A 25,322-nucleotide genomic window follows, 5' to 3' on the forward strand; every position below is an offset into this window, starting at 1 on the left:
GCTCAGGAATCATCACCTACGCCATCTATAAGTCGGGAGTTGGTTGCAATGCCCGCTCAGCTAGCGCTGGTCGCTCAGTCCTGTTCACAGATTGCGTTGAGCTGCAACCGACATTTGCCAGACTTATTCCTGGCATTACCACAGGCACTCAGTGAATGCCTGTTGTAATACCTATTGTGAAGGCAATGAAAATGCCCCGAATCAGCAGATTCACGAACCACGAAATACTACCTGTGAATGACAAAAAGTGATTTACATTTAGGACAAAGCAGTGGTGATTGCTGGCGTACTTTCGTAGTCGATTGGGTAGATTGATGTCCACATATCGGACAGATAACAGTCATATTGCTTATGAGACCAACTCGCTTCATTGCGTTATCGAAGAATGACATGATGATTAACCTTTCAATGAATGAGGCTTATCATATCATGGTTAGCTCATTTTTTAACCAGATACTGGTATCATATTTGACACCGTATGGCTTTATCACAGGCACTGCTCACGCACATATGCTTGCAGACCCGTCAGTTGTTTGGTGATGGTTTCGATTCGCTCTCTGAGGGTGAAATAATCCCGTTCAGCGGCGTCAGTAAGTCGGGCGGTGTTGCCATCATCCAGGCTGGGGGCGCTGGCGGCGTTACTCTTTGGACAGGTGGCGGAGACTTGCAACCGCTTACGACCAGCAGCAACATCACCACGCAGTGTTTCCAGTTCGGCTTTTGCATCTGCCAGTTCTCCGGTGTATTTCACGTCGAGCGCCGCAACGTCACGCTGGCGCACCTTCATGTCGTCGATAGTGTCGTTCGCCAGAGTCAGTGCACTGGTCGCTTTGTCTCGCTGGCCTTTGTATGTAATGGCGTTTTCGCGGTAGTGATTGACTGCCGATGCCAGCGAAACGATAAGCAGAAAAATCACGCCACCAGCAATGATGGCTACACGGTTCATCACACACCATCCAGGCAGAGCGCTTTTTCTTTACTACGGCGGGTAACGAGTCCCGGTAGCTGAACGCCATCGGCGTAAACCCAGCGCGTGAACTGCTGGCACGCCTGCGCGGTTTCTCCCTTGCGGAGCATCCAGAACAACGTCGATTTCTGCATGGCGCCACAACCAACATTGAACGTGATCGACGTGACAGCGGAAAAGGTGTTGTCACTGAGACGAGCACCAGCAGCGTAGGTGTTAACGCACTTCTCAGCCTGAAGGATGTTTCGCTCCCAGTCGGCTGCAATCTGCACATCAGTTTTGCGCGTACCGGCTTTCACACCATGGGTATTGCCAATACCATCAGTCAGAACACCAGCAGGACATACGTAGGGATCACGACGGCAGGATTCGGCATTGCCGATTAACTCCAGTCCGCGCTCGTTGGTACGCACCTGCCCATTACTCAGAATGATTGCGATGATTGCCGCCACCGAGCAGACAGCACCACCAGCAATTTTTACTTTGCTCATCACTGGCCCCTGGCGGCTTTACGCCGATCCTCTTTGATTTTGAAATACAGATTGGTCAGATATGTCAGTAGACCAAAGAGGATGCTCGCAAGAACGCCTATAGCAGCCCATTGTGAGGGCGATACTTTATCGAGTAACTGGAGCACCCAGAATCCCCCATTTGCTCCAGCAAAGCCGTAGCTCACACCGGTTGTTAGTTTGTCCATTCGATACATGCTCTCACCTCGCCATTTGCGGAGGCTATGTGCGTGAAAGGGTCAGGCTCTCGGATGCATTTAACAACGAAGCCTTTTGATGGAGGTTGCCCGGAGCCTGAATATGAAAAATCCCCGCATAAGCGAGGATTCGAGATTGTTTGTAGCCAAACAGAAGTAAAACCCTTTGTTTGGGCGATACTTTTTGCGAAGCGTATCGACTTTTTCTATTATAGATTTCACGTAATTATGGAGAAATACGATGAGTGAAGGACTACAGGTTGTTATGTCCCCGGTACAACTGGCCGCGGTGCTGTCAGATAAAACCGTAACTGAAGCTGAAACAATTCAAAACCGGCTGATTGGTGGTCTCGGCGTAGCAATGAGCACAGTTGAATTAGCTGGTGCAGGCATTCTTTGTGCGACACCTGAACCGACCATGTTAACCAAAGCAGCATGTGTTGTTGTGGGCGCTCACAGCATGGATAGTCTCAGAGCGGCGATTGATCAAACCATCACAGGACGCGATACCCGCACAGCGGCTTATCAGTTGGCTGTACAAACAGCACGGCAATTCGGGGCTGATGAGGAGACAGCGTTAAATATTGGTCTGACCGTTGATATCGCTGTTCCGGTAGCCTTTGGCCTGTCGTTAGGTGCTGGTCGGGTAGCCTATGTTCGTGCAGGCAATTTCAGACTTGCTGAACATGAAGCGGTAAAAGGTATCAAAGCCGGCGGTCATACCATTTTGAAACATATCGCTATCCCAGAAGATGAGTTATTAGCCCGTCTTGCCAGAAGCCCTCAAATGCAGTCCACCTCATCTTTTTATAAGCTAGAACAAGCAGAAAAGGTTATCAGTGAAGGGCTGAAAGCTAATCGGCTGAAAATTCTTTATTGGGCGAACCTGTCTCGAAGCGCCGAGAATTTTCTTGAAATTACATATCAATCAGGCTCGGCAATTGGTTACGGTTTCCGCCAGGGAAGCAAGGCCAAGGAAACTCTCTATTTGGTACGAATTGTTTTGCTTAAAAAAATGTACAACAACAAGCCTTATTACGTTTTAACCGCGTATCCGATAATGAGATAAATGATGGACAAAAATTACGAAACAATCAGAAAGCTTATCGTGATTTTTTTCGGCCCAGATTATCAAATATTTGGCGAAAATATCGATGAAGTCATGGAGGCTTATGTTGAGATGGAAAATGAATTTGCTATTCGCAATCTCAAACAACAACTTTCTCAACTACTTGCCATACAAAGTGATGAAGAATTAATCAACACTATGACCATACTGGCAGAGAAACAATTTATGCCAGATTCATGGGGTGAAACATGGCGTTCCTTTTTACAAAAAGTGTTGTGTAACCTTCCCGATTAGGCAGAGATGTACGGCCAACAGCGTTGGCCGTAACTGAAGAAGGTATTGCTCATTCTGTAGTTTCAGCATCATTTCTTAAAAGTGCACGAATCTCAGTAACAGTCTGATTAAATCGGTCTGTTTCAAGTTCAACGCCGATCGCGCGACGGCCAAGTTTCACCGCTTCTTTAAGCATGGAGCCTGAACCCATGAAGAAATCAGCGATGAGATCACCGGGTTTACTGCTGGCGTTGATAATATCCCTCAACATGTCAGCAGGCTTTTCGCATGGGTGTTTACCTGGGTAGAACTGCACAGGCTTGTAAGTCCATACATCCGTATAAGGAACCGCTGCGGTGACAGCAAAGTGCCGCCGGAGCGATTTATATTCGTCCACCAGCTCGCAGTATTTACGGTTAAGCGAATGGTACGTAGCAGCCAGTTGATGATGCGGCTGTATCAGCTCATTAAGCTGATGTTTGTCAGCGGCTATTCGTCTGAACAGCTCCTGCAACTTGTGATAATCCGCCTCGCTGGGTAACTGCCACTGACTGGCTCCAAACCAGTGCGAGACCATGTTTTTCTTACCCGTGGCGGCTGCAATTTCTTTCGATGTCACGCCGAGCGAAGCGCGGGCACTCTGAAAATACCCGATCAGGGGAGCCATCATGTTTTGCTTCAACTCAGTACCTTTCCGCTCGTAACCATCGTCTTTCGGTCTGTACGGCCCCAGATAATGCTCTGCGAAGAGAACGCGCTCGGTCGCCGGGAAGTAAGACCGCAGGCTTTCTTTGTTGCAGCCGTTCCACCTTCCCCATGGCTTTGCCCAGATGATGTGATTCAGCACATTGAACCGGTGGCGCATTATCATTTCTATGTCTGACGCGAGACGATGCCCGCAAAACAGATAGATACTGCCCGAAGGTTTTAGGACTCGCCAGAATTGTGCCAGGCAACCGTCCAGCCACTTTAAGTAATCCTCGTCCCCTTTCCACTGATTATCCCAGCAGTTCGGCTTAACCTTGAAGTAAGGCGGATCGGTAACAATCAGGTCAATAGAATTATCAGGGAGGGTTTGTATGTAATCCAGGCAATCAGCGTTGATTAACTCAATACTGGATATTTTTACAGTATTTTTCATAGATCAGTAAGCGGGACTCTGATAGGCTCACTATGCTTTTGCGCTAAAGCAGTGGGCCGTGGTTCGCTTGTGACCTCAGACATGAGCGAATGGCTGGTTGGGTGCTACAACACCCACCAGCCGCCCATTTTCACAGCAGGAAGCCCCCATTACTGGAGGCGCTTATAACATCCGTATTGATAATGCGATAACCCCGCCATAACTAACTGAGTCAGTATGAGCTGGCAGCGTTCATGTGAAATATGTACCTTCGCCGCGACATCCCCTGCAGTCGCAGGCGAAGTGCTTAGTGCGTTTAATACAGCTTTTGCTGTTTCTGTCATATCCTGCTGTTTTTGCATGTCTTTTACCCTTTAAATTGGTGTGACACACAGATAACTCTGGTTGCCCAGGTCAGCAAGAACTAAATACACAGAAACAAAAAACCCCGCATGCGCGAGGTTCAGTCTTTGCCGCCACTAAAACTTTTGGCAGCATATCAAAGTGAGGTCAAATATGCCCCATCCAATTGACTTTTGCAACCATTTCGCACCGAAAAAGCAGCCTTTTGTTTCGAACGTGCAGCTTTAACTGCAAAAAGCGACTCAGTATCAAGACGTAAAAATACATTACGCATTGCCAGCCAGTAGCCCCGGTAGTTATGGCACCAGTTATCTCGGTTAACATCCACCAGTTGCGCCAGCGCCTGCTGCTCATATACATTGCGTCCTGCGAGCTCAGCTTTCACATCCTGCGCCGCCAGCCAGATGAGTTTCTCCAGTTTTGCTTTCGTCTTGGCTGCAATCCGTTTTGACGCCAGTTCTTCTTTCATCACCCCCCATCCCCATCGGGTGATCGTTACCTGATACTCAAAACGAATATTTTCGCTGTAATTCCAAAATAACCAGGCCATTTGGTGATCATCTAATACAGCCAGTGCCCTGCGCCATGACGCCGTAGCAAATTCCACGGGTTGAACCAGTGCAATCGATGTCCCCTTTGCCAGTGACTGCCGCCCCTGAATTGGTGGATTATCAAGGGTGATCCATTTACCCGTTTTATCGTCGTAGATTTTGGGTTTCTTACGGCGAAATGAACTGGTATCGAACTGCGCGTTTTCCAGCCACGCCAATAACTGGCCTTTTGTTGCTCCACTCAGATCAGCAGTTGCGGCGATCAGTTGCTGTCGGATGTACGAGAGGTTTGCAGTCATGCGGCGGCTCCTTTTTTCTGCTGTGTTTGGGAATGGTGCTGGCGCGCCGGTGCAAGCGCGCGCAGGATGGATTCTTTCTGATATCGGTAGATGTCTGCTGGCGTCATGATTTCACCAGCCCTTCTTTTTTCCAGATGGCGAGCGTGCGCATTACGCCTTCAGCGTGCATAAGGCGCAACTCATCGTGGCTGTATTCTGTTTTTACCCTTCCATCGATAGCGTCATGACAGCAGTTGCAGGCTATGGCACCCTGCATATCATCCGGTTTGATGCCTGTGCCACAGGTTCCCGCCAGGCGGTAATGTGCTAGCACGCTTGTTTCGGGATTACCATTGCAGATACCGGGGATCCGAATCTGACACTCGCGGCTGCGAGCCTCTTTGCGTAAATCAGCCAAGGCGACCTCCCCACGGGCGTCCGCGCTTACCGTTTCTTTGTTCGGGAAGTCTGGCACTGACAGTCCAGGTGATAAAATCGGGATTCAGACTACGCTCGACCTCAACACCACGACGCCGGTATCGTGCCATCAATTCGTCGGCCTCTGTGGTCGTGCATTCGGTGTGCTGGAACCAGCTCTTTCTGGTCGCCATCATCACGCGAAGCTCATCAGTTGTGATGCTGCGTTTTCCGCATCTTGCTGCGTGGCAAATGCACGCGACAGAATCCAGCGCCACAGAACATCCAACGCGGCTTTGTAGAGCTGCTGGAATTCGGTTTCGTCCATGTTGCCGAAGGCAATGCTGCGGGGATGCTTCCTGAGTGTGCCGTCTGGCAGCTCGATCGCGTCATAGTGACCCGCCTCCACGGTAACCCATGCGCGATATGCGTCGAAGGATTTACAAAGGCTGATCCCGTTGGTAATACGACGGCTTGCAACCTGCCCCAGATACTGCTCGGCAGCATCCATCAGAGCAGCTTCGTTGCCACCATAGGAAGCGAGGTATTTTGCATAACCGTTCACCAGTCGCCGTTCGTTCGACGAGATAGCGCCGCCCGTAGGTTCCCAGTATTCGAATCCGAGGTTTAGAAGTGCGAAGAATTTGCGGTGAAAAGCCGGATTGCGGACCTTCGTAAACTCAGCCACCAACACGGCACCGAGCTTAATTTTTGATTGCACATAATCGCTGCTCTCCGGCGTGGCCGGGATCAGGATTCCATTTGACTGCTTAACGAGCTGTAACTGCTGCGCCATAATGTCCCCATCTGGCGCATAAGGTATCGCCGGGTGTTCAATCCGACGGCATTGATATTATGGCTGGCTGATTATGGAAAATCAAAGCAGTTTCATATGGTTTTTGCTGTAGAGATCACTGCGGACATTATTCCTTGATACGGCCCTCTGTAATCATCAATGAAAAAATATCCTGAAAGTCTATAGTTGCCTTTGAACCATGAAAAGTCCCCATACCCACTATCATTGAAAACTATAGTCAGTTGAAATCCATGACTATTGAATGAGCTGGGTTTCTCACCTTCATTAATTGAATCAAATGTTTCCGTCCAAACAGAAATCCAGACAGCGTTTCCATCTTTTTCTTTATTTGCCTCGAAATTATCACCGTCAAGATCTATGTTCAGGTAAACTTTTTTGTGCTTATGCTTACTAATAAATTCTTCAAGTTTTTTTGCTTCATTTGAAAGTTGTCTTACAAGGCAAACTGAGTTTCTTGGATTAACTGGTGGAAAAGAGATCTCTTTGGTGGATGAAAATGCTTTGTACGCATAGTAACAGCTCGCCAAAGAAACAATCACCCCGATGAAGCTCAAAATATTTGCGAGCAATTTTCTCTCCTCAATTATCGCTGGCTATTCCGTTGAACAATTAAAAATCCTCTATATCTCCTCCGTATTCGAGAGGATTATATATTATTTTAACTATAAAGGCTTGCTCACTGTGGTAGCCATGCAGACTCATTGAGCGCGTCAACGACCAGCAGGACGAACATCAGGGCGTCAAATGGGTTAGGTATTATGCAGCCTCCTATGATCTGCCCCCGGGATTAGATACAACCTTCAGTTAGTAATGTCGGTTGGTTTTTCTTCATATTTCCTGTTTCGCCAGTCCGTTGCGAATTCAGCTGGTGTCTGGTAATCCAGCGATGAATGGGGACGGCACTCGTTATAATCCTGCCGCCAGTCATTAATCGTTTTCCGGGCATGAAGAATATCGCTGAACCAGTGTTCATTCAGACACTCATCGCGAAAGCGTCCGTTAAAACTCTCAATAAATCCGTTCTGCGTTGGCTTACCTGGCTGGATAAGCCGTAGTTCCACACTATGCTCAAAGGCCCATTGATCGAGCGCGCGGCAGGTAAATTCCGGGCCCTGATCGGTCCTTATTGTCGTCGGATACCCCCGAAACAACGCGATGCTGTCCAGAATACGCGTGACCTGAACGCCTGAAATACCGAAAGCAGCGGTGATCGTCAGACACTCCTTCGTGAAATCATCCACACAGGTCAGGCACTTGATTCTGCGACCGTTGGCCAGTGCGTCCATAACGAAATCCATCGACCATGTAAGGTTCGGTGCATCCGGGCGCAGAAGCGGAAACCGTTCGGTCGCCAGCCCTTTACGGCGTCGTCTGCGTTTTACGCTCAGTCCATTAAGGTGGTAAATACGGTATACCCGCTTGTGATTGACGTGAAGGCCCTCCCTACGCAGCAACTGCCAGATGCGCCGATAACCAAAACGTCTGCGTTCAAGCGCCAGCTCAGTAATACGCCCTGATAAATGTGCATCAGCAGCCGGACGCTGAGCATCATAACGGCAGGTCGACAGGGACAAACCTGTAAGCCTGCAGGCTCGACGTTGCGACAGACCGGTCGCATCACACATCAACACCACGGCTTCGCGCTTCTGGCCTGTCGTCAGTACTTTCGCCCCAGAGCCACCTGAAGCGCCTCCTTATCCAGCATGGCTTCGGCAAGCAGCTTCTTGAGCCTGGCGTTCTCTTCCTCAAGCGACTTCAGGCGCTTAACCTCGGGCACCTCCATACCGCCATACTTCTTACGCCAGGTGTAAAAGGTGGCGTCGGAAATGGCGTGCTTACGGCAGAGCTCACGGGCAGAAACCCCGGCTTCAGCCTCGCGGAGGATACTGATGATCTGTTCGTCGGAAAAACGCTTCTTCATGGGGATGTCCTCATGTGGCTTATGAAGACATTACTAACATCGCGGTGTATTAATCAACGGGGAGCAGATCACCTAAGCTAAACATACTTCCGGAAAATTAGTCCTCATCAGCGCCTCATCAGAAGAGCCCGTAAATTTAAAATATTTTCAACTCTTTCTTCACAAAAACCATCAGGGCAAGCCTAATTCATCTAGCCTTAATATCAACGTTATAAAATTTCAGGTGTCAAAGGTTAATCTGGCACCTGAAAAATATAGAAGCCACATATAAAAATCAAATAAAATCATCAAGATTGATATCTTGAGAAATCGTGGCAATATCAACTTTATTTCCAAGCCGTTGCTTCATAGAGTTGTAAATAGCCGGATTTCCATCATCACTTTTGAACGTCAATACAAATGCTACATCTTGTTCATCTAATTCATGATGAGTTGAATAGCCAAATTGATACAGATCCCGAGTAAATATCCTTGCATACAGTCTAACTTTATCATTATCTAAAGTTACATTTTTAAAAGTTCTGCCGTGGTGCCTTATAGGGCTCCACTTAGCCAATTCTATACGCGAATCGAGTTCCTTTTCCGTGGATTCTTTCATCGTTCCAAGCAGACTTTTAGTCTTGCCTTCTTCAGACACGTGTTGCAGAGCACATTGTAATCTGGTAGCAAAATAATTATCCCCACCTAATTCTGACACTAACGGCTTAAGTATTGCTGTGAGAATAATATCCCCCTTCAACATCCCTCCGACAAACATTTCAGGTGGAATTGGAATATTGTTCCAGTAATAAGAAGTTCCAGCTTTTAATTTTGAATTCCATGCTAATGTAACGGAGCCGTCTTCACACAACCATGGCATAACATCATTTTCATGCCATGGAGATCCCCATCCTAATCGCGAATCATGATCAATTCGTTCTGCTTTATTTACGAGCAAAGCCTTCACTAAATCTGGCGTTGAATTTTTAATGTTCTTAAAGGTATGGGCTGCTATTGCAGATACCAGAGGTGCACTAAAACTAGTTCCAGTTTTTATATCACCACCTAACATCCTGAGTTTCGAGAACCATGACAATTCCGGTTTTTTCATACCGGCTGGAGCGGGTCCGCGAAGACTAAATGGACAGGGAGAACTCACCCCGCCTTTTAAATTCGCGGTCCTACCTGAAATCGTAAGTGCAGCTTCACAATCAGCAGGAGGACATAGTCTTAAAGGGTTTTCTTCACTGACGTTCCCGATTGATATTACCGGGAGTATTGAATACTCGCGCGCTATAGCATTGATTTCGTGCCCTAAGAAACTTATTTCATCAGGGTTATCTTCGGGACGAATCTGATTAAATGAAAGATTCCAAACCGAAGCAACTCCTTTAGTATTTTCAGCGACTCCTCTCAAATAATTAACAAACTGCTCACTAGTTGGTTGAAGTTTAATTCCAGACTTATTAATTGCTTGGACACTAATAAACTTACATTCAAGATGAGGTAGCGAGAGATTATTATTCCATCCAGATCCTTGGCATACTAATGAAGTGACATAATTACCATGGGTAATATCGGCAGAATGCTCATCAACAAGAGGTTTGATGCTAAGAACATTTAATGGGAGATACGACTTAGCAGAACATCCCCCGTCAACGATTACAACCGTTGGAGCACCATTTTTGTCGACCATTTTAGGTGATGGTTCTTTCCCACTGCCAGGGGGGAGTGATCTGCCAGCAATGGATTTGACAGGCTCTATACGATAAATTGCACCTGAACTAATTAACTTTTTGAAATCACTTTTTGTTTTAATAATAGTAGTAAAGGAAAGGTAACCATCAGTTAAGTAACGTTTTACTTTCTTAGAGAAAGTGCTAGTGATGTTACTTTCCTTTTCATCAGAAAATATATTATCGAAAATTGCTTCACCAAAATTCAAAACCCCATCTTTTTCTAATCGTTTCAATTCGTCGGAAACAGATATTCGAGCCTTAGAATCATAAAATGGCAATATCCATACATTGAACTGTTTAATAGTTCCATCATCTTTATAAACTGCTGACTCATCTCTCCCTCTTAGCACTTCACTTTTATCAAAACTTTTAATAGTTTTAAGGCGTGAAATATCAACTTTGATTTTGTCAGTATTAGCAGATTTAACCCTTTTTATTAATTCAGGTATTTTTTCTTTCGAAGTTTCAACCAGAAACCCGTTATAAGCAGGGGAGACTATACGCGTGATGCTGTTGGTTTCAAAAAGATCATTAGGCGTCCAAGATGGTGCCAATGAATCATCAAACATTTTCACAAGCAGATGGATTTTTCCAGAATGCGTTACAATCCTGTCGTTTTTGCTAACAGCTGTAAGATTTTCAGCCAGTGATTTTTTTTGCGCATCTAATCTTGTCCAGTTAATCCCTTTCGCACTTTTCCCTCCTCCGTTAACAGCTTTAGGAGTGGGTTTCTCTAAAAAAGAGAGGATAGGGTTTAATAAAGGTGTTCTGTTACCATCTGCCATATGATTACTCCTTTAAATGACTTGAGACTGTCTGCCTACTTAAACCTAGTAAAGTTCCGATTTCTGACTGTGTGAAGGATTTTGTATCGGCTAATAGATTAATGATTTTTTTCTTTTTTATAGGTTCGAGATCGTTAGCCCCAGGTATAACTGAATTGTTGAAATCACTGTCGACTATAGAAAGAATGATCGAGGACATATTTAATTCCGCCCCCTTCAATATAGATTGTCTTCTTGCCGATATAGATATAGTCTCAATATCAGCACCACTCAGACCAGCTGATAATGCACCTAACGCTCTAAGGTCTAAGCTCTTTCCTTTGTCTTGGAAAAGAAAATGATTCCACAATTCTTCCCTCAAGCCTTGACATGGCAGATCAAGACGTATTTTAAAAGGAAAGCGTCGCCATATTGCAGGATCAAGTAACTCTGCATGATTAGTTGCTGCGATAACGATAGAGTTATCATCTAGCGAATCTAAACCCTGTATCAAGGTGTTAACAACGCGTTTGAGCTCGCCTATCTCATGCCTATCATCCCTTACTTTAGCAACTGCATCTACTTCATCAAGAAGCAGTATGCCATTACGTGAAGGAACAAAATCAAATATTTGCCTTAAGTTCTTCGCTGTATCGCCCAACAAAGAAGATATCACTGAGTCAAGCCTAACCACATATAGGGGTCTATTTAATTGAGAAGCAATGTGCCCCGCTATAAGTGTCTTCCCTGTACCCGGAGGACCAGAGAGCAGTAATCCAAGTTTTCCCGTTAATCCATTTTCAATGAGTTTATTTTGATATTTAACACTTTCGATGAATGTAGTAAATGTGTTCCTTTCACTTTCACCTAAAAACAGTGGGGTTACAGGCCATTGATGTTCCTCAATCAAAGGCATCCTTGATTTTGGATCTACAGGTAAGCTAGCGGTGTACCCAGAGCTTTGTAAGGGGACACCTTTTCGTCTTAGCACGGACTTAATTTTTTTCGCAGCATCCATATCCTCGATGCTGATTTCGCGTGCTATGCGGTTGCTAACACTCCGGACTTCAGAATAGTTTGCATCCAAAGATGCTTCGATAAGCGCAACTATATCTTCTACTAAAACGTTCATGCGATTCCTCAGACAACACATGTCAAACAAAAAAGCAAATTTGACATAATATAATAGTAAAATGTTAAACCATTTAGACATTGCGTCAAGTTAAATGGTGCTTATGCTTACAAGCAAACACTAACATGTCCTGAGGCAGCAATAATTTGTTGAATGTTTATACTCGAGCACTCCCGAAAATTTTGTGTACCTGATAGCCCTGCCAGTTATCCCGGCAGACATCCGCTATTGACCGCACTTCCACCCGAGGTTCAGGTGTTTTAGCCTTTGTCCGCCAGCTCTTCACAAGGCGGTACTCTGGATGGTGCGGCTTACCGATGTTTTTCAGGATGCCAGCCATACGCAGGCGTTTAAGTCGGTCGTATGCTTCGCGGATGTCACACGACAGCAGCGTTCGAATCTGGCGCGGCGTCGCCAGGCCGTTAGCCTCGATGAATTCCACAATGGCTTTTTGCTTTGGCTTGAGGGTATTCGCCATCGTTACGCCCTTCCCTTAAAACCATGCTTAGCCTGAATTTCGCGGATTTTTGCGAGCTGTTGCGCCTGTGTCAGCGGCTTGCCACCCAGCTTCGGTAGCTGTTTTTTCGGCTCCGGAATTTCTTCGCCACGACGAATGCGCAGTGCCATCTCTGCCAGCTCTTCCCCGGCTTTGCGGCGGACCTCGGAGTCACTCAGACCACTGGCGCGCATCTGCTGGTACAGCGTGGTCACGATCCAGTAATTCGCGGATGATTGACGGGTGTTCTTACCATCGATTTTCCCGGGCCACGGAAATGACTCTGCATCCGGATAGCTCCCGCGCGTGCGGCAATAGCGATAAAAAAGATCCATCAGCGCTCCCTGGTCTGGCAGCCCTACCGCCGCACACTCTTCCGCACGGCACCAGGCGACGAACTGGCCCGGCGACGGCAGGAACGGTTTTTCCTGCTGGCGAGCAACGCGCATACCTGCGGCGACTTGTGCCAAAGTTGTTATCCCGTTCTCGCTAAACGCCAGCAGCCACTGACGGCGAAATTCATCGAACTCATCCTGGGTGCGGAAATTAGCGATCGCAGCCGGGAACGTTGCGCGCAACTGAGAAAACAGGCTGTTGAACACTTCTGCCACCTGCTGTTGTCTGACAGGAACGTTGTCGTCCTGAACTTCTGGCAGACCGTGAGCAACACGGCGGAAATTTTCCCGATCGAGGTTGTGAATCTGTTCAGAGATATTTTTCATCGAGCACCCCGTTGATCCAATCGGTGTTGTTGAAATCTATAGGCTGGCCGTTCCCATTGGAGGTGCGGGAGGTGGGCTTTACCGGAAACTTCGGCTTGAATAAGCCCTGATACCCGTTGGCAATACTCGCGTTGATTACGTCAACGGGGTTATGGCCTTCGTCCAGACACTCTTTCAGTAGCTTGAATGCCTTCGTGACTGTCAGCTCGGTTTTAATGGCTTTGCCCGACTGCTTACGGTAAGAAACCCACTCCAGCCAAGCGGTTTGATCAAGCCACTCAGGAACGAGAATGCTGAGGGGATCAAATTTGTCTTTCCCCTTTGGGGGATTAGAGGGGGTATTAGGTTTTATATTTGTCTTTGGAATAATGTCTTTGGTGTTCCCCGTTTTCAGGGATACCTCTCCCTGTTTTCGGGGATAGTTTTCCCCGTTTTCAGGGATGGTCGATGGTTCATTTTCGCTATCCCCGTTTTCAGGGATATCCATCCCCATTTTCGGGGATACATCTCCCTGTTTTCGGGGATGGTTTTCCCCTGTTTCAGGGAGGGTGATAGCCCAAGTAACGATCTCCGCGGCAGGGAAATCAACTGGACACTTTGAGCAATTGGGCTTTGTGTAAGCCCATTGATCCAGACTTGTGTTAATCCCGATGTATCTCGTTTGCCCTATCCGACGCAGCTTAATAATATTGCGATAGGCAAGACTTAGGACGGCTTCGGATACGTGCTTAGCTTTGAGCGTCGTCTTGTCCGCAATGAGGCTATTGGTAATCCGATCTGACTTCTTTGACCAGCCATAAGTCAGACGAACAATGGCGTTCAGGACGCGGAACTCACGCCCGGACAACTCAACGATACATAGGGCATCCTGGATCTGATTGGCCAGGCGTAAATAGCCATTTTCCAGATCAGCCATATTTCGCTCCTGTTGCGCTCGTTCAGGCGCAGGGAATTTGATAACTTCAGCGGTGTTTGACATACTTACCCCGTAATTACTTCCATGATTACATCCGAAGACCGGCACTGTTAGCGCAGTCCGGTCTTCACCATTTTTAGTCTCTCCATCAGTCCCATCCCAGCGGACCTGGCCGCGCGCGTTCGGCGCGAAGGCCGATATCCGCCAGCGTCTCTACTGACGTCAGGTAATCGCGAGAAACCACCACTGCCTCTGGCGGTACCACCTGCAGCCCGAGCGCTGATAACTCCCTGGCCATCTCCGAGAAATGGCTGTCGGCTTTGCGCTTGCTAACCGTCGACTCGCTGATGCCGATTTGCTCGGCGTAATTCTTCTGCCCCACTGACGCCAGCCGGTTGAGCAAAATAGTTTCTATTTCAAGTGGCTTGAGAATTGGTGGTTCCAACTTTCGTGCTATTGCGTTGTGCATGATTGAAACTCCGTTGCGTGTTAGGCCGCCGATTAAGCGGCACTGTCTGGATGTGGAAACAGTTCAGGTAGATCGGGGCGAAACTCATGCGCTTGAATCTCTCCGCCAACAGCTCTAACCAACCCGATAACATGGACGGGAGAGATTTGTTTTTTCCCATTCAGCCAGTCACAAACCGTTGACTGGGCTTTACCACAGCGCTTGGCAAGCTCTTTCTGGCTGCCAGCGATAGCAATCGCTTTTTCTACGGCAGAATTTTTCATAATCACCTCGGCTATCAATTCTTGCAGATTATGAATATCGCTTTAACGAATGTCAATCGCATAGGCGATTTTTGCTTATTCATCGCTTCAGCGATAAAATTTCTGGACACTAATTAAGGAGTGTTTTTATGGGGTTTTCTGAACGCCTTGACCGTGCAATGACAGAGGCTGGCTATACGCAAGGGAAGTTGGCTAAATCTGTCGGGATGGCGCAATCAAGTGTTAATAAACTGCTCAATGGCGCTTCAAGTTCAAGAAAAACTGTCGAAATTGCATCTGTACTTGGTGTTCGCCCTGAATGGCTTTCTACCGGTAACGGCCCTATGCGCAACGATGGCCAGCAGCCAGTTGCGCAACCAAAAGTCAGTGATGGCCTTTATCGCTTGGAGGTTCTGAATCTGAGTGTCAGCGCCGGACCAGGTGTGGTGAACAGCGAGTTTGTTGAAGTGCTGCGGTCGATGGAATACGCACCTGAAGATGCGCGGACAATGTTTGATGGACGTAAGGCCGAACAGATACGCATCATCAACGTACGCGGTGACAGCATGTCCGGAACGATAGAACCAGGTGATCTACTGTTCGTCGATATCAGTATCAAAAACTTCGATGGCGACGGCATCTATGCGTTCCTGTATGACGATACAGCGCATGTAAAGCGCTTGCAGAAAATGAAAGACAAGTTGCTGGTTATATCAGACAACAAGATTTACTCGCCGTGGGACCCGATTGAAAAAGACGAGATGAACCGTGTTCTTATCTTCGGGAAGGTGATTGGCAGCATGCCGCAAACGTATCGGAAGCACGGATAAAATGAATTAGTTCAGACTTGATCTGGCATTGTCATACACAGAGTTAACCTAACCTGGCAGGTAGATTACAGAACGGGCATCAAGGTACGATCACGGAATGCAAGCGCACCTCAAAAATGAATTATATTGACGCTAAGGAGTTGTCAGCGCTAATAATATCATCCAATTTTGCTGTGGGAACGATCACTAAGGAGTAAGGAATGATCTTGTTCCGTTCGATGTCTGAAAAGGAATATCCAGCTTTTCTTGAATATTTTATTTCTGATTATGCTGATGAGATACAGTCAAACTATAGAATTTCTCCGGCTGATTCTCTTGCAAGAGCGACTAAGGAAATATCGGAAATGCTGGCAGAGGGAGTGAATACTCATGGGCAAGTATTATTGTGTCTTGTTGAAAAATTAGATCAAACTGACAGGCATGTCGGCTATCTCTGGTATAAGCCAGATACAACGGCAGGTAGTGTTTTTATCTATGATTTTCATATTTTCAACTCCTGCCAGGGTATGGGGCTTGGTAAACAAACTCTTAGTGCTTTTGAAGAACACCTACGCGAGAAAGGTTTTAAAGAAATCAGACTACGTGTCGCTGGTGATAATGTCCGAGCCCGTCATATCTACGAGAGCAGTGGATTCGGTGTCACGGGCGTCAACATGAGTAAGGCTATCGTAACCTGATTGAAAGAATAGGATTAATACCGTGTCCGTTCTTCACTCAAAACAGACTTTCAGATTTGCGCGCGTTCTGTAAATCTCCCTGAAATCCGCGCAAATTTTTTGTTGCATTACTCTTCCAGAAGCTCCACCGCAAACTCAATCAACTGCAACTGTTCTGGATCCCACTTTTTAGATCCCTTCGTCATCTCCGTTCTTAGTACGTCAGCTATAGCATCCTTCCTTGTTTCATGTCCCTCAGCAACCATAGCAATCACTACATCACCGATAATCCTGCACATTTCTCTGTAACGTCGTGCAGATTCCTCGTCATAAGCCATGCTGTAGCCCTCACTAATTGATGTTTTTTTAAGCATACCATGCATTATTCAAAAAAATAAATCGCTTTATAAATCAGTTAATAATCGCTTTATCACAATAAATATCGTTTAGGCGATTGATTAAGTTAATCGCTATAGCTATTATAAATTCATCCAAACGAGTAATCTCCGCGGTGGTGAATTGCAGCCTTCCTGGACAGCCAGAAGTTCAGCACCAGAGCCACTAGCGAAGACCACTCACCGCACAGCAATACGCGCATAAGGTTTTTCAACGTTCCGCCAGCCGGGCGACAACGGCAGAGGATGAGATGATCAATCAACACTACGGCACGATGCACATCATTCGTCAGTGTGTGACACCAGGCATGCTGGCCATGCACAAGGGCCACACCTGGAATGTCTCAGCCGTTCGCGGCAAACACGTCTACCTGAGCACCATGCGTGAAGCAACGCGCATCAGCGACTGCCTAGTAGAGGTTCTGTTAAACGGGAAAGGTGATCCAGTGATCAAAGAAAAAACACCCACCGGCGCGAAATGCGCTTACTGCGGCAAGCCGCTCACGGCTGAAACCACAGTTAAAGAAACAATTCTGTTCCAGAACGGCGCGCAGCTCGCCCGCAAAGAAAATGAATACTGCTCTAAACAGTGTGCAACCCATGACCAATGGGCGCACGAAGGCTAATTAACTAACGTAAAACGAAGGAGTATTTATGGAAGTCACTACCGTTGAAATGGAGCTGAAAGCAATCAATCCGGCCATTGCCGTCTTCAATTGCGAAAATAAAGTAAGCGGCATTATTCACACGCCCTCTTCAAAAGAGGTGACCATTATTCTCGATGGCGGTTATGTACTGGGTAAATTCGACTGCGCCCATTGTGCAGTAAAAGCTATCTCCCTGCTGGCGGTCAATATTTCAGATGCTGACAAATCGACGTTCGGATCTTATCGCAACTATAAGCATGAATTCACCGAAGTAGTTTTGCGTCAAGTTCATTGAGCAAAAGCCCACGCAAGGTGGGCCAGCCCTTCCGGTGTACCGACCAAAGCAAACCGGAACTTTTAACACTAATAAACCGCAGGCGGCTTATTCAGCGCCGGGGATTCTATCACCCAAAAAAGAGGATCTGATATGGAATTCTTCCATTTGATCAAAGCCAGTCAGAAGTCCGGTAAACCGAATGGCGTGTTCTGGTTTACCGCCAAAACCGAAGCCCGAGCCAAATTACAGGCACATGTGGTGCTGGAGGATAACGGCATTGAAGTCGGGCGCGGACACGATTACCAGTTGCCAGTTCTGACCGACTTCCCTGTCGTTAACGATCTCCCGCAAGAAGAAGTTATCGATTTCACCTGGTGCGATCGCTATGCGCTTGCTGATGATGGCCGTACATGGCTGCCGGTTGTAACAAGCACCAGCAAATCAGATGCTGAAAACGATGGTGCTGGCGAAATTGCAGGTGCGATACCTGAAGAAATCGCCGCGGCAACGGCTGTTGTTGAAAAATTCCGTGAACAGGATATGCCTGAGCTGCTCACCGTCGCCACCCTGCCATTTCGTCAACGTGTCCTGGCGCAGTTCATAACCGAAAAAGAGTATGCATACCACATCGATGCAGAACAAAAGAAAACTATCCTCACGCTCGAAATGGATGTGGATAACAACTACGTGCAGAACCTGCTGCTTGCCGCAGAAAACGAACCATCACTGAAAGACGTCAAAGAGTACGACGTCTGGAAAATGACTGATGCCATAAAACGTGTATTCCCAGTAGACGTAAAAGCCCCAGAACTTGGCACCCTCTGTCACTTCATCAAAATCTGGCGCGAAACGCCTTACGTAGATCGCGACCTGCTGGTCAAAGAGTGGGTGAGCGGAAACCGTATTGCGTCAGTCCAGCGCACCGACACCAATACAAATGCTGGCGGCGGCAACAAGACAGATCGCAACCCGGACCTGACCCACACGCTTGACACGCTGGATATCGAAATTGCACTGGCAACCCTGCCAATGGATTTCAACATCTACGATATCCCTGGCAGTGTATTCCGTCGCGCGAAAGAGATCGTCAGCAAGAAAGAAAGCCCGTTCAGAGAGTGGTCTGAGGCACTGCGCAAAACCGCCGGCATCCTCGATTATTCACGCGCGGCTATCTTCGCTCTCATCCGCGGTGCCACAGAGAATGCGCACCATTTCCCTGTCAGCCTTCAGACATATATCAACGCCAATCTGACGGAAAGCAATCACGATGCGCCAACAGAAAAAACTCTGACAGCCGCCGGTCACGCACAAGATGTGAGCTGGGAAAACGAAATTAACGAACAGCTCGCAGCAAAACAGAACGCTGCTACCGAACAGCCTGAAATCGCCAATATGGGTGACGGCGTATTCTCTATCGATGGTCTGGTGGGTAAACAGTCAGTAACAGGCCTTTCTTTGGTAGATCAGGCTCGTCAGAGCGCTGCCGAAGAAAAATTACATCAAGTCATTACAGCGGGGAACACCATCGATGTGCAGATGGAAGAGATTGTCACGATCGAAGACGAAAATACTGATCCGCAGTCAGCGAACGAAAGCACTGTTGATACTGGTGCGCCGACAACTGCCCTGACCACTCACGATATCATGGCATCCGCTGCCCCGGTGATGGCGGTGGCAATGGCTCAACATGCAAGTGCTGACACTGTACAGGCTGACGCACAGCAGGATACAGAGGACGAAATACCCGAGTACCCGGCATTCTTCGAACCGGGTCGCTACGAAGGTTTACCGAACACCGTCTACCACGCTGCCAATGGCATCAGCAGCACGCAGGTGAAAGACGCCCGGGTAAGCCTGATGTACTTCAACGCGCGCCACGTAGCCAAAACTATTGCCCGGGAACAATCCAAAGTTCTGGATATGGGTAACCTGGTACATGCGCTGGCGCTCCAGCCTGAAAACCTGTTAGCGGAATTCAGTATTGAACCGGAGATCCCGGAAGGTGCTTTTACAACAACAGCAACGATCCGCGCGTTCATCGACGAGTACAACGCAGCGCTGCCACCACAGCTCAGTGCCGACGATATCAAAGCACTGCTGGAAGCACACAACGCCACCCTGCCCGCGCAACTGCCGCTTGGCGCATCAGCAGACGAAACCGGCCAAAGCTACATGAACTTGCCGGCGGAATATCAGCGCATTGAAGAAGGACAAAAGCAGACTGCCGCGGCGATGAAAGCCTGCATCAAAGAATACAACGCCACCCTGCCCACGCAGATTAAGACCAGTGGCAGCCGCGACGCACTGCTCGAGCAACTGATGATTATCAATCCTGACCTGGTTGCTCAGGAAATGCAGAAACCAGTGGCGCTCAAAGTATCCGGTACTAAATCGGATCTGATTCAGTCGGTTAAGACGGTTAATCCATACGCCATTTTTGCCGACGAGCTGCTGGCGGCATGGAGCGAAAACCCGGAAAACAAAGTGCTGGTCACCCGCCAGCAATTGGCAACAGCAACGGCGATTCAGTCTGCGCTGCTGGCACACCCGACCGCCGGGAAATTCCTCACTCATCCGAGCCGCGCCGTAGAGGTGAGTTATTTCGGGTTTGACGATGAAACCGGGCTTGAAATCCGCGTTCGCCCGGATCTGGAAATCGATATGGGTGGGATCCGTATCGGCGTTGACCTGAAAACTATCAGCATGTGGAACGTCAAACAGTCCGCACTCAGGGCAAGGCTGCACCGGGAAATTATTGACCGCGATTACCACCTCAGTGCTGCGATGTACATGAACACAGCAGCTCTGGACCAGTTCTTCTGGATCTTCGTCAACAAGGATGAGGGCTACCACTGGATCGCCATCGTTGAAGCCAGTCCGGATTTAATCGAGCTGGGCGCACTGGAGTACCAGACCACAATTCGCGCTATTGCCAATGCCTTCGACTCTGGTGAATGGCCAGCGCCGGTCACCGACGATTACGCAGATGAACTTACCGACTATGACCTGCGCCGTCTCGAAGTTCTGCGCGCACTGGCAAATGCATAAGGGGGGGATCATGGAAAACACAAACGTTGCAGTAGCAGACCAGAGCGCGATTGTTAACTCAAATATCGCGTTATTCGACTCGCAGTATCTGAACGCCATTAGTGCGTTTGCGCAGATGATGTCTCAGGGCGCAGCAACCGTGCCGCGACACCTTCAGGGCAACGCGGCGGATTGTATGGCTGTGGCGATGCAGGCGGCTCAGTGGCAAATGAATCCGTTCGCCGTTGCACAGAAAACACACCTGATTAATGGCGTTCTGGGCTACGAGGCCCAGCTCATTAACGCGGTGATCTCCCGCAGCGGTGTACTGGCTTCCCGCTTTCAATATGAGTGGTACGGCCCGTGGGAAAAGGTGATCGGCAAATTCAACATCAAGAAGGGTGAGAAAGGCGAATACCGCGTTCCTGGCTGGAGCATGGCGGACGAAGAAGGGATCGGTATTGTCATCCGTGCGCGTCTTAAAGGTGAGGAACAATATCGCGAGCTTGATTTATTGCTGGCTCAGGCACGGGTTCGTAACTCCACCCTGTGGGCTGATGATCCTCGCCAGCAGCTCGCATACCTCGCGGTTAAGCGCTGGGCGCGACTGTTCTGCCCGGATGTAATTCTGGGTGTTTACACGCCAGATGAGCTTGAAGACCGACAGGAGCGAGTTATCAACCCGGAACCAACGCAGCGGGTCAGCGTGCAGGAAATTACCGAAGGACAGCAGCAACCTGGATCAGTGATTGATACCGGTGGTGGACTGGAATCCAAAGCAGACGGATTCCGTGCACGTATTGATGCGGCGGAGACTCTGGAGGCAGCAACAGCAGTAGGTAACGATATCAACGACGCGAAAGCGACTCTGGGAACGGCGCTGTTCACTGAACTGAAAAACAAAGCCACCCGCCGTTATCACCTGGTTAATAACAAAAACAAGGTCGAAGCGGCGATCAACTCCTTACCCAACGCAGGAGAGCCGGGCGCAGCAGAACAGTTTGAAGCCGCTGAACGCACGCTTGCCGCAGCAAAACGCCACCTTGGCGACGAGCTGTACGAAAAATACAGCGTCACCCTTACCGATATGAAACCAGAATACGTTGGCTAACCACCGCAGGGAGGGGAACCCCTCCTGCCCAGGAGGATTTATGGATCAGGAAAATAACTGGAGTATCACGGAGCTGGCGCATCTGGCGAAGCACAACAACCGGAAGGTTGCGGAACTCACCGGGCGCAGCATAGAAGACGTTAGCGCGCGCCGCTTGCAGCGAAACATTGAAGTTAACTGCTGGGACAAATTCGACCCGGAGCGCGCGCATGAGACTGATTAACCGCAGCAGCAAGACATCGCCGCTGGCCCGCCAGGCATGCGACGCGGCACTGGCTTCACACGTTGAAAAATTTGGCGAGTATGGCCGACACGATAAAACGACAACTTACACAGTTCTCGTAGAGGGCGTGAAGGTGACCGTCGAGGTGGTAAATCGACCATCCAGCTATGTTGCGACAGCGCTGAACGGCAGACGCCGCCTGCGTTCTCTGATTAACCGGGATTTGAAAACAAATCGGGAGGAAGTATGAAAATCAGATACAAAGACTATGGCTCATTGGCAAACCCTGAAGTCACAGAAGAACGCTGTGGCCTGTTTTTAGTGTGAGGTGAATATGAATACTATGTTTTTACTGATGGCTGAATATGAAACAGCATCGATCCCTCTTGCCGATGTATGCGAAAAATACTTTGGCATGAAGCAGGCTACCGCCGATAAAAAAGCTGCCCTGGGGCAATTGCCAATCCCAACATTCCGGGCTGGAGAAAGCCAGAAGGCTCCCAGGATGATTCATATTCAGGATCTCGCCGATTACATTGAGAAACAAAGGGCGGCAGGAACCGAGCTTTTTAGACAGATGAACAGTTAGTAACAAAGCCGGGCTAAGCCCGGCTTTTCGTATTATTTAAGACTGTTAATTCACATTTATTCATAGTCCGGCACCCCATTAGCTCCCCACGATGCCGTAACCATCTAATAAATAACTAATAAACCCCGACGTTATGCCGGGGATTTTCATTTAGCCGTTATTTTTTCAGCTCAGCTAGGCTCAACCAGGTCTGAACGACGGTATCCGGATTCAGGGAAAGGCTGTCGATGCCTTCATCCATCAACCATGCGGCAAAATCTTCATGGTCGGACGGCCCCTGCCCGCAGATGCCCACATATTTGCCCTGTTTCTTCGCCGCGCGAATAGCCATTGAAAGCAGCGCCTTCACCGCATCATTACGCTCGTCAAACAGTTCAGATACCACACCGGAATCACGATCGAGACCAAGGGTCAGTTGCGTCATGTCGTTGGAACCAATAGAGAAGCCATCGAAATATTCGAGGAACTGTTCCGCCAGTAACGCATTCGAGGGGATCTCACACATCATAATAATTTTGAGTCCATTCTCGCCGCGTTTCAGCCCCTGACGCGCCAACTCGTCCACGACGGCTTTCGCTTGTTCAACGGTGCGCACGAACGGGATCATAATTTCAACGTTGGTCAGCCCCATATCGTTACGCACGCGTTTCACCGCTTCACACTCCAGCGCGAAGCAGTCGCGGAAGCTGTCAGCAACATAACGGCCCGCCCCACGGAAGCCAAGCATCGGGTTCTCTTCTTCCGGTTCGTAGCGTTCGCCGCCGACAAGGTTTGCATATTCGTTCGATTTGAAATCGGACAAACGCACAATCACGCGTTTTGGCCAGAAAGCCGCGCCGAGCGTGGAAATGCCTTCCGTCAGGCGACCGACGTAGAACTCGACCGGCGAATCAAATCCTTTCATCATCTCGCGGATTTCGCTTTGCAGCTTCGGCTCCTGGTCATCAAACTCCAGCAGCGCACGCGGGTGCACACCAATCATACGGTTGATGATGAATTCCAGACGCGCCAGGCCAACGCCTTCGTTTGGCAGGCAGGCAAAATCAAAGGCGCGATCCGGGTTGCCAACGTTCATCATGATCTTCAGCGGCAGATCCGGCATGGTGTCTACGCTGGAGCTTTTCACGCTGAAATCCAGCAGATCGGCATACACGTAACCGGTGTCCCCTTCGGCGCAGGAGACGGTGACTTTCTCACCGGTTTTGATGCGCTCCGTTGCGTCACCGCAACCCACTACCGCCGGGATCCCCAGCTCACGGGCAATGATCGCAGCGTGGCAAGTACGGCCGCCGCGGTTAGTGACAATCGCTGCTGCTTTTTTCATGATCGGTTCCCAATCCGGGTCGGTCATGTCGGTGACCAGCACGTCGCCCGGTTGGATCAGGTTCATTTCGCTAATGTCCTGGATCACTTTCACCGTGCCCGCGCCAATGCGATGCCCGATAGCACGGCCTTCAGAAACGATTTTTCCCTGCGCATGAAGGGTATATCGTTCCATCACCTGACCACGTGAACGCACCGTTTCAGGACGCGCCTGGACAATAAACAGTTTGCCGGTATGACCATCTTTTGCCCATTCAATATCCATTGGACGGCCATAGTGTTTCTCGATTTGCACCGCCTGTTTCGCCAGCGCCTGCACTTCCTCGTCGGACAATGAGAAACGGTCACGATCCGCCTGCGGCACATCTTCGATTTGCACCTGCTTGCCATGTTCTTGCGTCGGTGCATAGATCATGCGGATTTTTTTCGAACCCATGGTGCGGCGAACAATCGCCGGACGGTTAGCAGCCAGCGTCGGTTTGTGCACGTAGAATTCATCGGGGTTAACCGCACCCTGCACCACCATCTCACCCAAGCCCCACGCGGAGGTGATAAACACCACCTGGTCGAAGCCGGACTCGGTATCAATGGAGAACATAACACCGGATGAGCCGATGTCGGAACGCACCATCCGCTGGACGCCAGCAGACAGCGCCACACCACGGTGATCATAGCCCTGGTGCACACGGTAGGAGATGGCGCGGTCATTAAACAGGGAAGCGAACACATGCTTAATCGCCACCAGCACCGCATCATAACCTTGCACATTGAGGAAGGTTTCCTGCTGCCCGGCGAAGGAGGCATCCGGCATATCTTCGGCGGTGGCCGATGATCGGACCGCGAAGGACGCTTGTGCATCATCTTCCGATAATTTTGCGTAAGCATCATGAACGGCCTTTTCCAGCGCTGGCGTAAACGGCGTCTCGACCACCCACTGGCGGATCTGTGTGCCGGCTTTTGCCAGTTCGGAAACATCATCGATGTCCGTTTTATCCAGTAGTTCATAAATACGTTGGTTCAGCCCGCTTTGCTCAAGGAACTGATTAAACGCATAGGCGGTGGTTGCAAAACCGTTCGGTACGGATACGCCGACACCGGACAGATTAGTAATCATCTCACCAAGGGAGGCATTTTTGCCTCCAACTCTGTCTACATCATTCATGCCGAGTTGGTCATACCAAAGCACCAGCGGAGACGAGTCATTGTTGGACATCGAAACAATCCTTTTGTGATATATGAATGGGTAAAACACCAGACTACCCATTAATCCTGGCATAATTAATTCCGTTGAAAAAACGGTGAA

General features: G+C 48.8%; 32 protein-coding genes. 11 read left to right on the plus strand and 21 right to left on the minus strand.

Annotated features, from left to right (window positions below; translation table 11 throughout):
• Nucleotides 1-227: 227 nt before the first annotated feature.
• The 4 genes from O9K67_RS14200 to O9K67_RS14215 form a co-directional block, all read right to left on the minus strand.
• Nucleotides 228-392 carry a YnfU family zinc-binding protein gene (locus tag O9K67_RS14200; protein ID WP_333780512.1) on the minus strand — a complete coding sequence of 55 codons (165 nt, stop codon included), beginning with the start codon at nt 390-392 and terminating at the stop codon, nt 228-230.
• 95 nt (nt 393-487) lie between these two features.
• The gene (locus tag O9K67_RS14205) at nt 488-946 is read right to left on the minus strand and encodes a lysis protein (protein WP_061495168.1); all 459 of its coding nucleotides are present in this window, start codon (nt 944-946) and stop codon (nt 488-490) included.
• Nucleotides 946-1,458 carry a lysozyme gene (locus O9K67_RS14210; RefSeq protein WP_061495165.1) on the minus strand — a complete coding sequence of 171 codons (513 nt, stop codon included), beginning with the start codon at nt 1,456-1,458 and terminating at the stop codon, nt 946-948. The genes O9K67_RS14205 and O9K67_RS14210 overlap by 1 nt, the downstream gene beginning before the upstream one ends.
• Nucleotides 1,458-1,673: a class II holin family protein gene (locus O9K67_RS14215; protein WP_061495163.1), complete on the minus strand. Its 216-nt coding sequence runs from the start codon at nt 1,671-1,673 to the stop codon at nt 1,458-1,460. Before O9K67_RS14215 ends, O9K67_RS14210 begins: the two co-directional genes overlap by 1 nt.
• A gap of 241 nt (nt 1,674-1,914) precedes the next feature.
• Between O9K67_RS14215 and O9K67_RS14220 the strand changes: the two genes are divergently transcribed.
• Together O9K67_RS14220 and O9K67_RS14225 are read left to right on the plus strand one after the other, a co-directional pair.
• Nucleotides 1,915-2,742: an RNase A-like domain-containing protein gene (locus tag O9K67_RS14220; protein WP_061495159.1), complete on the plus strand. Its 828-nt coding sequence runs from the start codon at nt 1,915-1,917 to the stop codon at nt 2,740-2,742.
• Nucleotides 2,743-3,036: a contact-dependent growth inhibition system immunity protein gene (locus O9K67_RS14225; protein WP_061495157.1), complete on the plus strand. Its 294-nt coding sequence runs from the start codon at nt 2,743-2,745 to the stop codon at nt 3,034-3,036.
• Between the two features lie 49 nt (nt 3,037-3,085).
• Here O9K67_RS14225 and O9K67_RS14230 read toward each other — a convergent pair whose 3' ends face one another.
• From O9K67_RS14230 to O9K67_RS14295, 15 genes are all read right to left on the minus strand, one after another.
• Nucleotides 3,086-4,156, minus strand: a complete 1,071-nt coding sequence (locus tag O9K67_RS14230; RefSeq protein ID WP_061495154.1) for a DNA-methyltransferase — start codon at nt 4,154-4,156, stop codon at nt 3,086-3,088.
• A gap of 149 nt (nt 4,157-4,305) precedes the next feature.
• On the minus strand, nt 4,306-4,497 hold the full coding sequence (locus O9K67_RS24690; protein WP_061495152.1) for a DprA-like winged helix domain-containing protein: 192 nt from the start codon (nt 4,495-4,497) through the stop codon (nt 4,306-4,308).
• A gap of 137 nt (nt 4,498-4,634) precedes the next feature.
• A complete protein-coding gene (locus O9K67_RS14235) occupies nt 4,635-5,348 on the minus strand; it encodes a bacteriophage antitermination protein Q (protein ID WP_061495150.1) in 714 nt (237 codons plus the stop codon).
• Nucleotides 5,349-5,451: 103 nt separating this feature from the next.
• Nucleotides 5,452-5,745, minus strand: a complete 294-nt coding sequence (locus O9K67_RS14240) for a DUF1364 domain-containing protein (RefSeq protein ID WP_061499996.1) — start codon at nt 5,743-5,745, stop codon at nt 5,452-5,454.
• Complete coding sequence (locus tag O9K67_RS14245; protein ID WP_071890701.1) at nt 5,738-5,938, minus strand: hypothetical protein; 201 nt, start codon at nt 5,936-5,938, stop codon at nt 5,738-5,740. The genes O9K67_RS14240 and O9K67_RS14245 overlap by 8 nt, the downstream gene beginning before the upstream one ends.
• 2 nt (nt 5,939-5,940) lie before the next feature.
• Nucleotides 5,941-6,540: a DUF1367 family protein gene (locus O9K67_RS14250; RefSeq protein ID WP_061495141.1), complete on the minus strand. Its 600-nt coding sequence runs from the start codon at nt 6,538-6,540 to the stop codon at nt 5,941-5,943.
• 92 nt (nt 6,541-6,632) lie between these two features.
• Complete coding sequence (locus O9K67_RS14255) at nt 6,633-7,130, minus strand: hypothetical protein (protein WP_061495139.1); 498 nt, start codon at nt 7,128-7,130, stop codon at nt 6,633-6,635.
• A 231-nt stretch (nt 7,131-7,361) separates the two neighbouring features.
• A protein-coding gene (locus O9K67_RS14260; protein WP_148654706.1) for an IS3 family transposase occupies nt 7,362-8,482 on the minus strand; the annotation gives its coding sequence in 2 pieces (ribosomal slippage) (nt 7,362-8,224 and nt 8,224-8,482; 1,122 coding nt in all).
• A 274-nt stretch (nt 8,483-8,756) separates the two neighbouring features.
• On the minus strand, nt 8,757-10,985 hold the full coding sequence (locus O9K67_RS14265; RefSeq protein WP_061495136.1) for a S8 family serine peptidase: 2,229 nt from the start codon (nt 10,983-10,985) through the stop codon (nt 8,757-8,759).
• Between the two features lie 4 nt (nt 10,986-10,989).
• Nucleotides 10,990-12,096 carry an AAA family ATPase gene (locus tag O9K67_RS14270; RefSeq protein ID WP_061495133.1) on the minus strand — a complete coding sequence of 369 codons (1,107 nt, stop codon included), beginning with the start codon at nt 12,094-12,096 and terminating at the stop codon, nt 10,990-10,992.
• A gap of 157 nt (nt 12,097-12,253) precedes the next feature.
• Entirely contained in the window at nt 12,254-12,574 is a 321-nt protein-coding gene (locus O9K67_RS14275) for a hypothetical protein (RefSeq protein ID WP_061495132.1), read from the minus strand.
• A gap of 2 nt (nt 12,575-12,576) precedes the next feature.
• A complete protein-coding gene (locus O9K67_RS14280) occupies nt 12,577-13,314 on the minus strand; it encodes a replication protein P (protein WP_061495130.1) in 738 nt (245 codons plus the stop codon).
• Nucleotides 13,298-14,293, minus strand: a complete 996-nt coding sequence (locus tag O9K67_RS14285; RefSeq protein ID WP_061495128.1) for a replication protein — start codon at nt 14,291-14,293, stop codon at nt 13,298-13,300. Before O9K67_RS14285 ends, O9K67_RS14280 begins: the two co-directional genes overlap by 17 nt.
• Before the next feature lie 85 nt (nt 14,294-14,378).
• Complete coding sequence (locus O9K67_RS14290) at nt 14,379-14,699, minus strand: CII family transcriptional regulator (protein WP_061495126.1); 321 nt, start codon at nt 14,697-14,699, stop codon at nt 14,379-14,381.
• A gap of 32 nt (nt 14,700-14,731) precedes the next feature.
• Nucleotides 14,732-14,962, minus strand: coding sequence for a transcriptional regulator (locus O9K67_RS14295; protein ID WP_061495124.1), 231 nt, complete (start codon nt 14,960-14,962; stop codon nt 14,732-14,734).
• A 128-nt stretch (nt 14,963-15,090) separates the two neighbouring features.
• Between O9K67_RS14295 and O9K67_RS14300 the strand changes: the two genes are divergently transcribed.
• A complete protein-coding gene (locus O9K67_RS14300) occupies nt 15,091-15,771 on the plus strand; it encodes a LexA family transcriptional regulator (RefSeq protein WP_061495121.1) in 681 nt (226 codons plus the stop codon).
• Between the two features lie 200 nt (nt 15,772-15,971).
• Complete coding sequence (locus O9K67_RS14305; RefSeq protein WP_061495119.1) at nt 15,972-16,448, plus strand: GNAT family N-acetyltransferase; 477 nt, start codon at nt 15,972-15,974, stop codon at nt 16,446-16,448.
• 107 nt (nt 16,449-16,555) lie between these two features.
• On the opposite strand, the gene O9K67_RS14310 is transcribed toward O9K67_RS14305, so the two are convergent.
• Nucleotides 16,556-16,765: a DUF2767 family protein gene (locus tag O9K67_RS14310; protein WP_061499990.1), complete on the minus strand. Its 210-nt coding sequence runs from the start codon at nt 16,763-16,765 to the stop codon at nt 16,556-16,558.
• 506 nt (nt 16,766-17,271) lie between these two features.
• Between O9K67_RS14310 and O9K67_RS14320 the strand changes: the two genes are divergently transcribed.
• From O9K67_RS14320 to O9K67_RS14350, 7 genes are all read left to right on the plus strand, one after another.
• Nucleotides 17,272-17,448, plus strand: coding sequence for a YdaE family protein (locus tag O9K67_RS14320; protein ID WP_061499987.1), 177 nt, complete (start codon nt 17,272-17,274; stop codon nt 17,446-17,448).
• 28 nt (nt 17,449-17,476) lie between these two features.
• Entirely contained in the window at nt 17,477-17,764 is a 288-nt protein-coding gene (locus tag O9K67_RS14325; protein WP_061495117.1) for a hypothetical protein, read from the plus strand.
• A 132-nt stretch (nt 17,765-17,896) separates the two neighbouring features.
• On the plus strand, nt 17,897-20,794 hold the full coding sequence (locus tag O9K67_RS14330) for a RecE family exodeoxyribonuclease (protein WP_061495114.1): 2,898 nt from the start codon (nt 17,897-17,899) through the stop codon (nt 20,792-20,794).
• A gap of 10 nt (nt 20,795-20,804) precedes the next feature.
• Nucleotides 20,805-21,884, plus strand: coding sequence for a RecT family recombinase (locus O9K67_RS14335; protein ID WP_061495112.1), 1,080 nt, complete (start codon nt 20,805-20,807; stop codon nt 21,882-21,884).
• Between the two features lie 40 nt (nt 21,885-21,924).
• Nucleotides 21,925-22,107 (plus strand): hypothetical protein, encoded by a 183-nt coding sequence (locus O9K67_RS14340; protein ID WP_061495111.1) that lies wholly within the window; start codon nt 21,925-21,927, stop codon nt 22,105-22,107.
• Nucleotides 22,094-22,357 carry a DUF4060 family protein gene (locus O9K67_RS14345; RefSeq protein WP_061495109.1) on the plus strand — a complete coding sequence of 88 codons (264 nt, stop codon included), beginning with the start codon at nt 22,094-22,096 and terminating at the stop codon, nt 22,355-22,357. The genes O9K67_RS14340 and O9K67_RS14345 overlap by 14 nt, the downstream gene beginning before the upstream one ends.
• Before the next feature lie 84 nt (nt 22,358-22,441).
• Nucleotides 22,442-22,696, plus strand: a complete 255-nt coding sequence (locus O9K67_RS14350) for a pyocin activator PrtN family protein (RefSeq protein ID WP_061495107.1) — start codon at nt 22,442-22,444, stop codon at nt 22,694-22,696.
• Nucleotides 22,697-22,853: 157 nt separating this feature from the next.
• Here O9K67_RS14350 and ppsA read toward each other — a convergent pair whose 3' ends face one another.
• Nucleotides 22,854-25,232 carry a phosphoenolpyruvate synthase gene (gene ppsA, locus O9K67_RS14355; protein WP_061495105.1) on the minus strand — a complete coding sequence of 793 codons (2,379 nt, stop codon included), beginning with the start codon at nt 25,230-25,232 and terminating at the stop codon, nt 22,854-22,856.
• Nucleotides 25,233-25,322: the final 90 nt, after the last annotated feature.

The sequence above is a fragment of the Kosakonia oryzendophytica genome (genome assembly GCF_027886705.1).
GTDB classification, from domain to species: domain Bacteria; phylum Pseudomonadota; class Gammaproteobacteria; order Enterobacterales; family Enterobacteriaceae; genus Kosakonia; species Kosakonia oryzendophytica.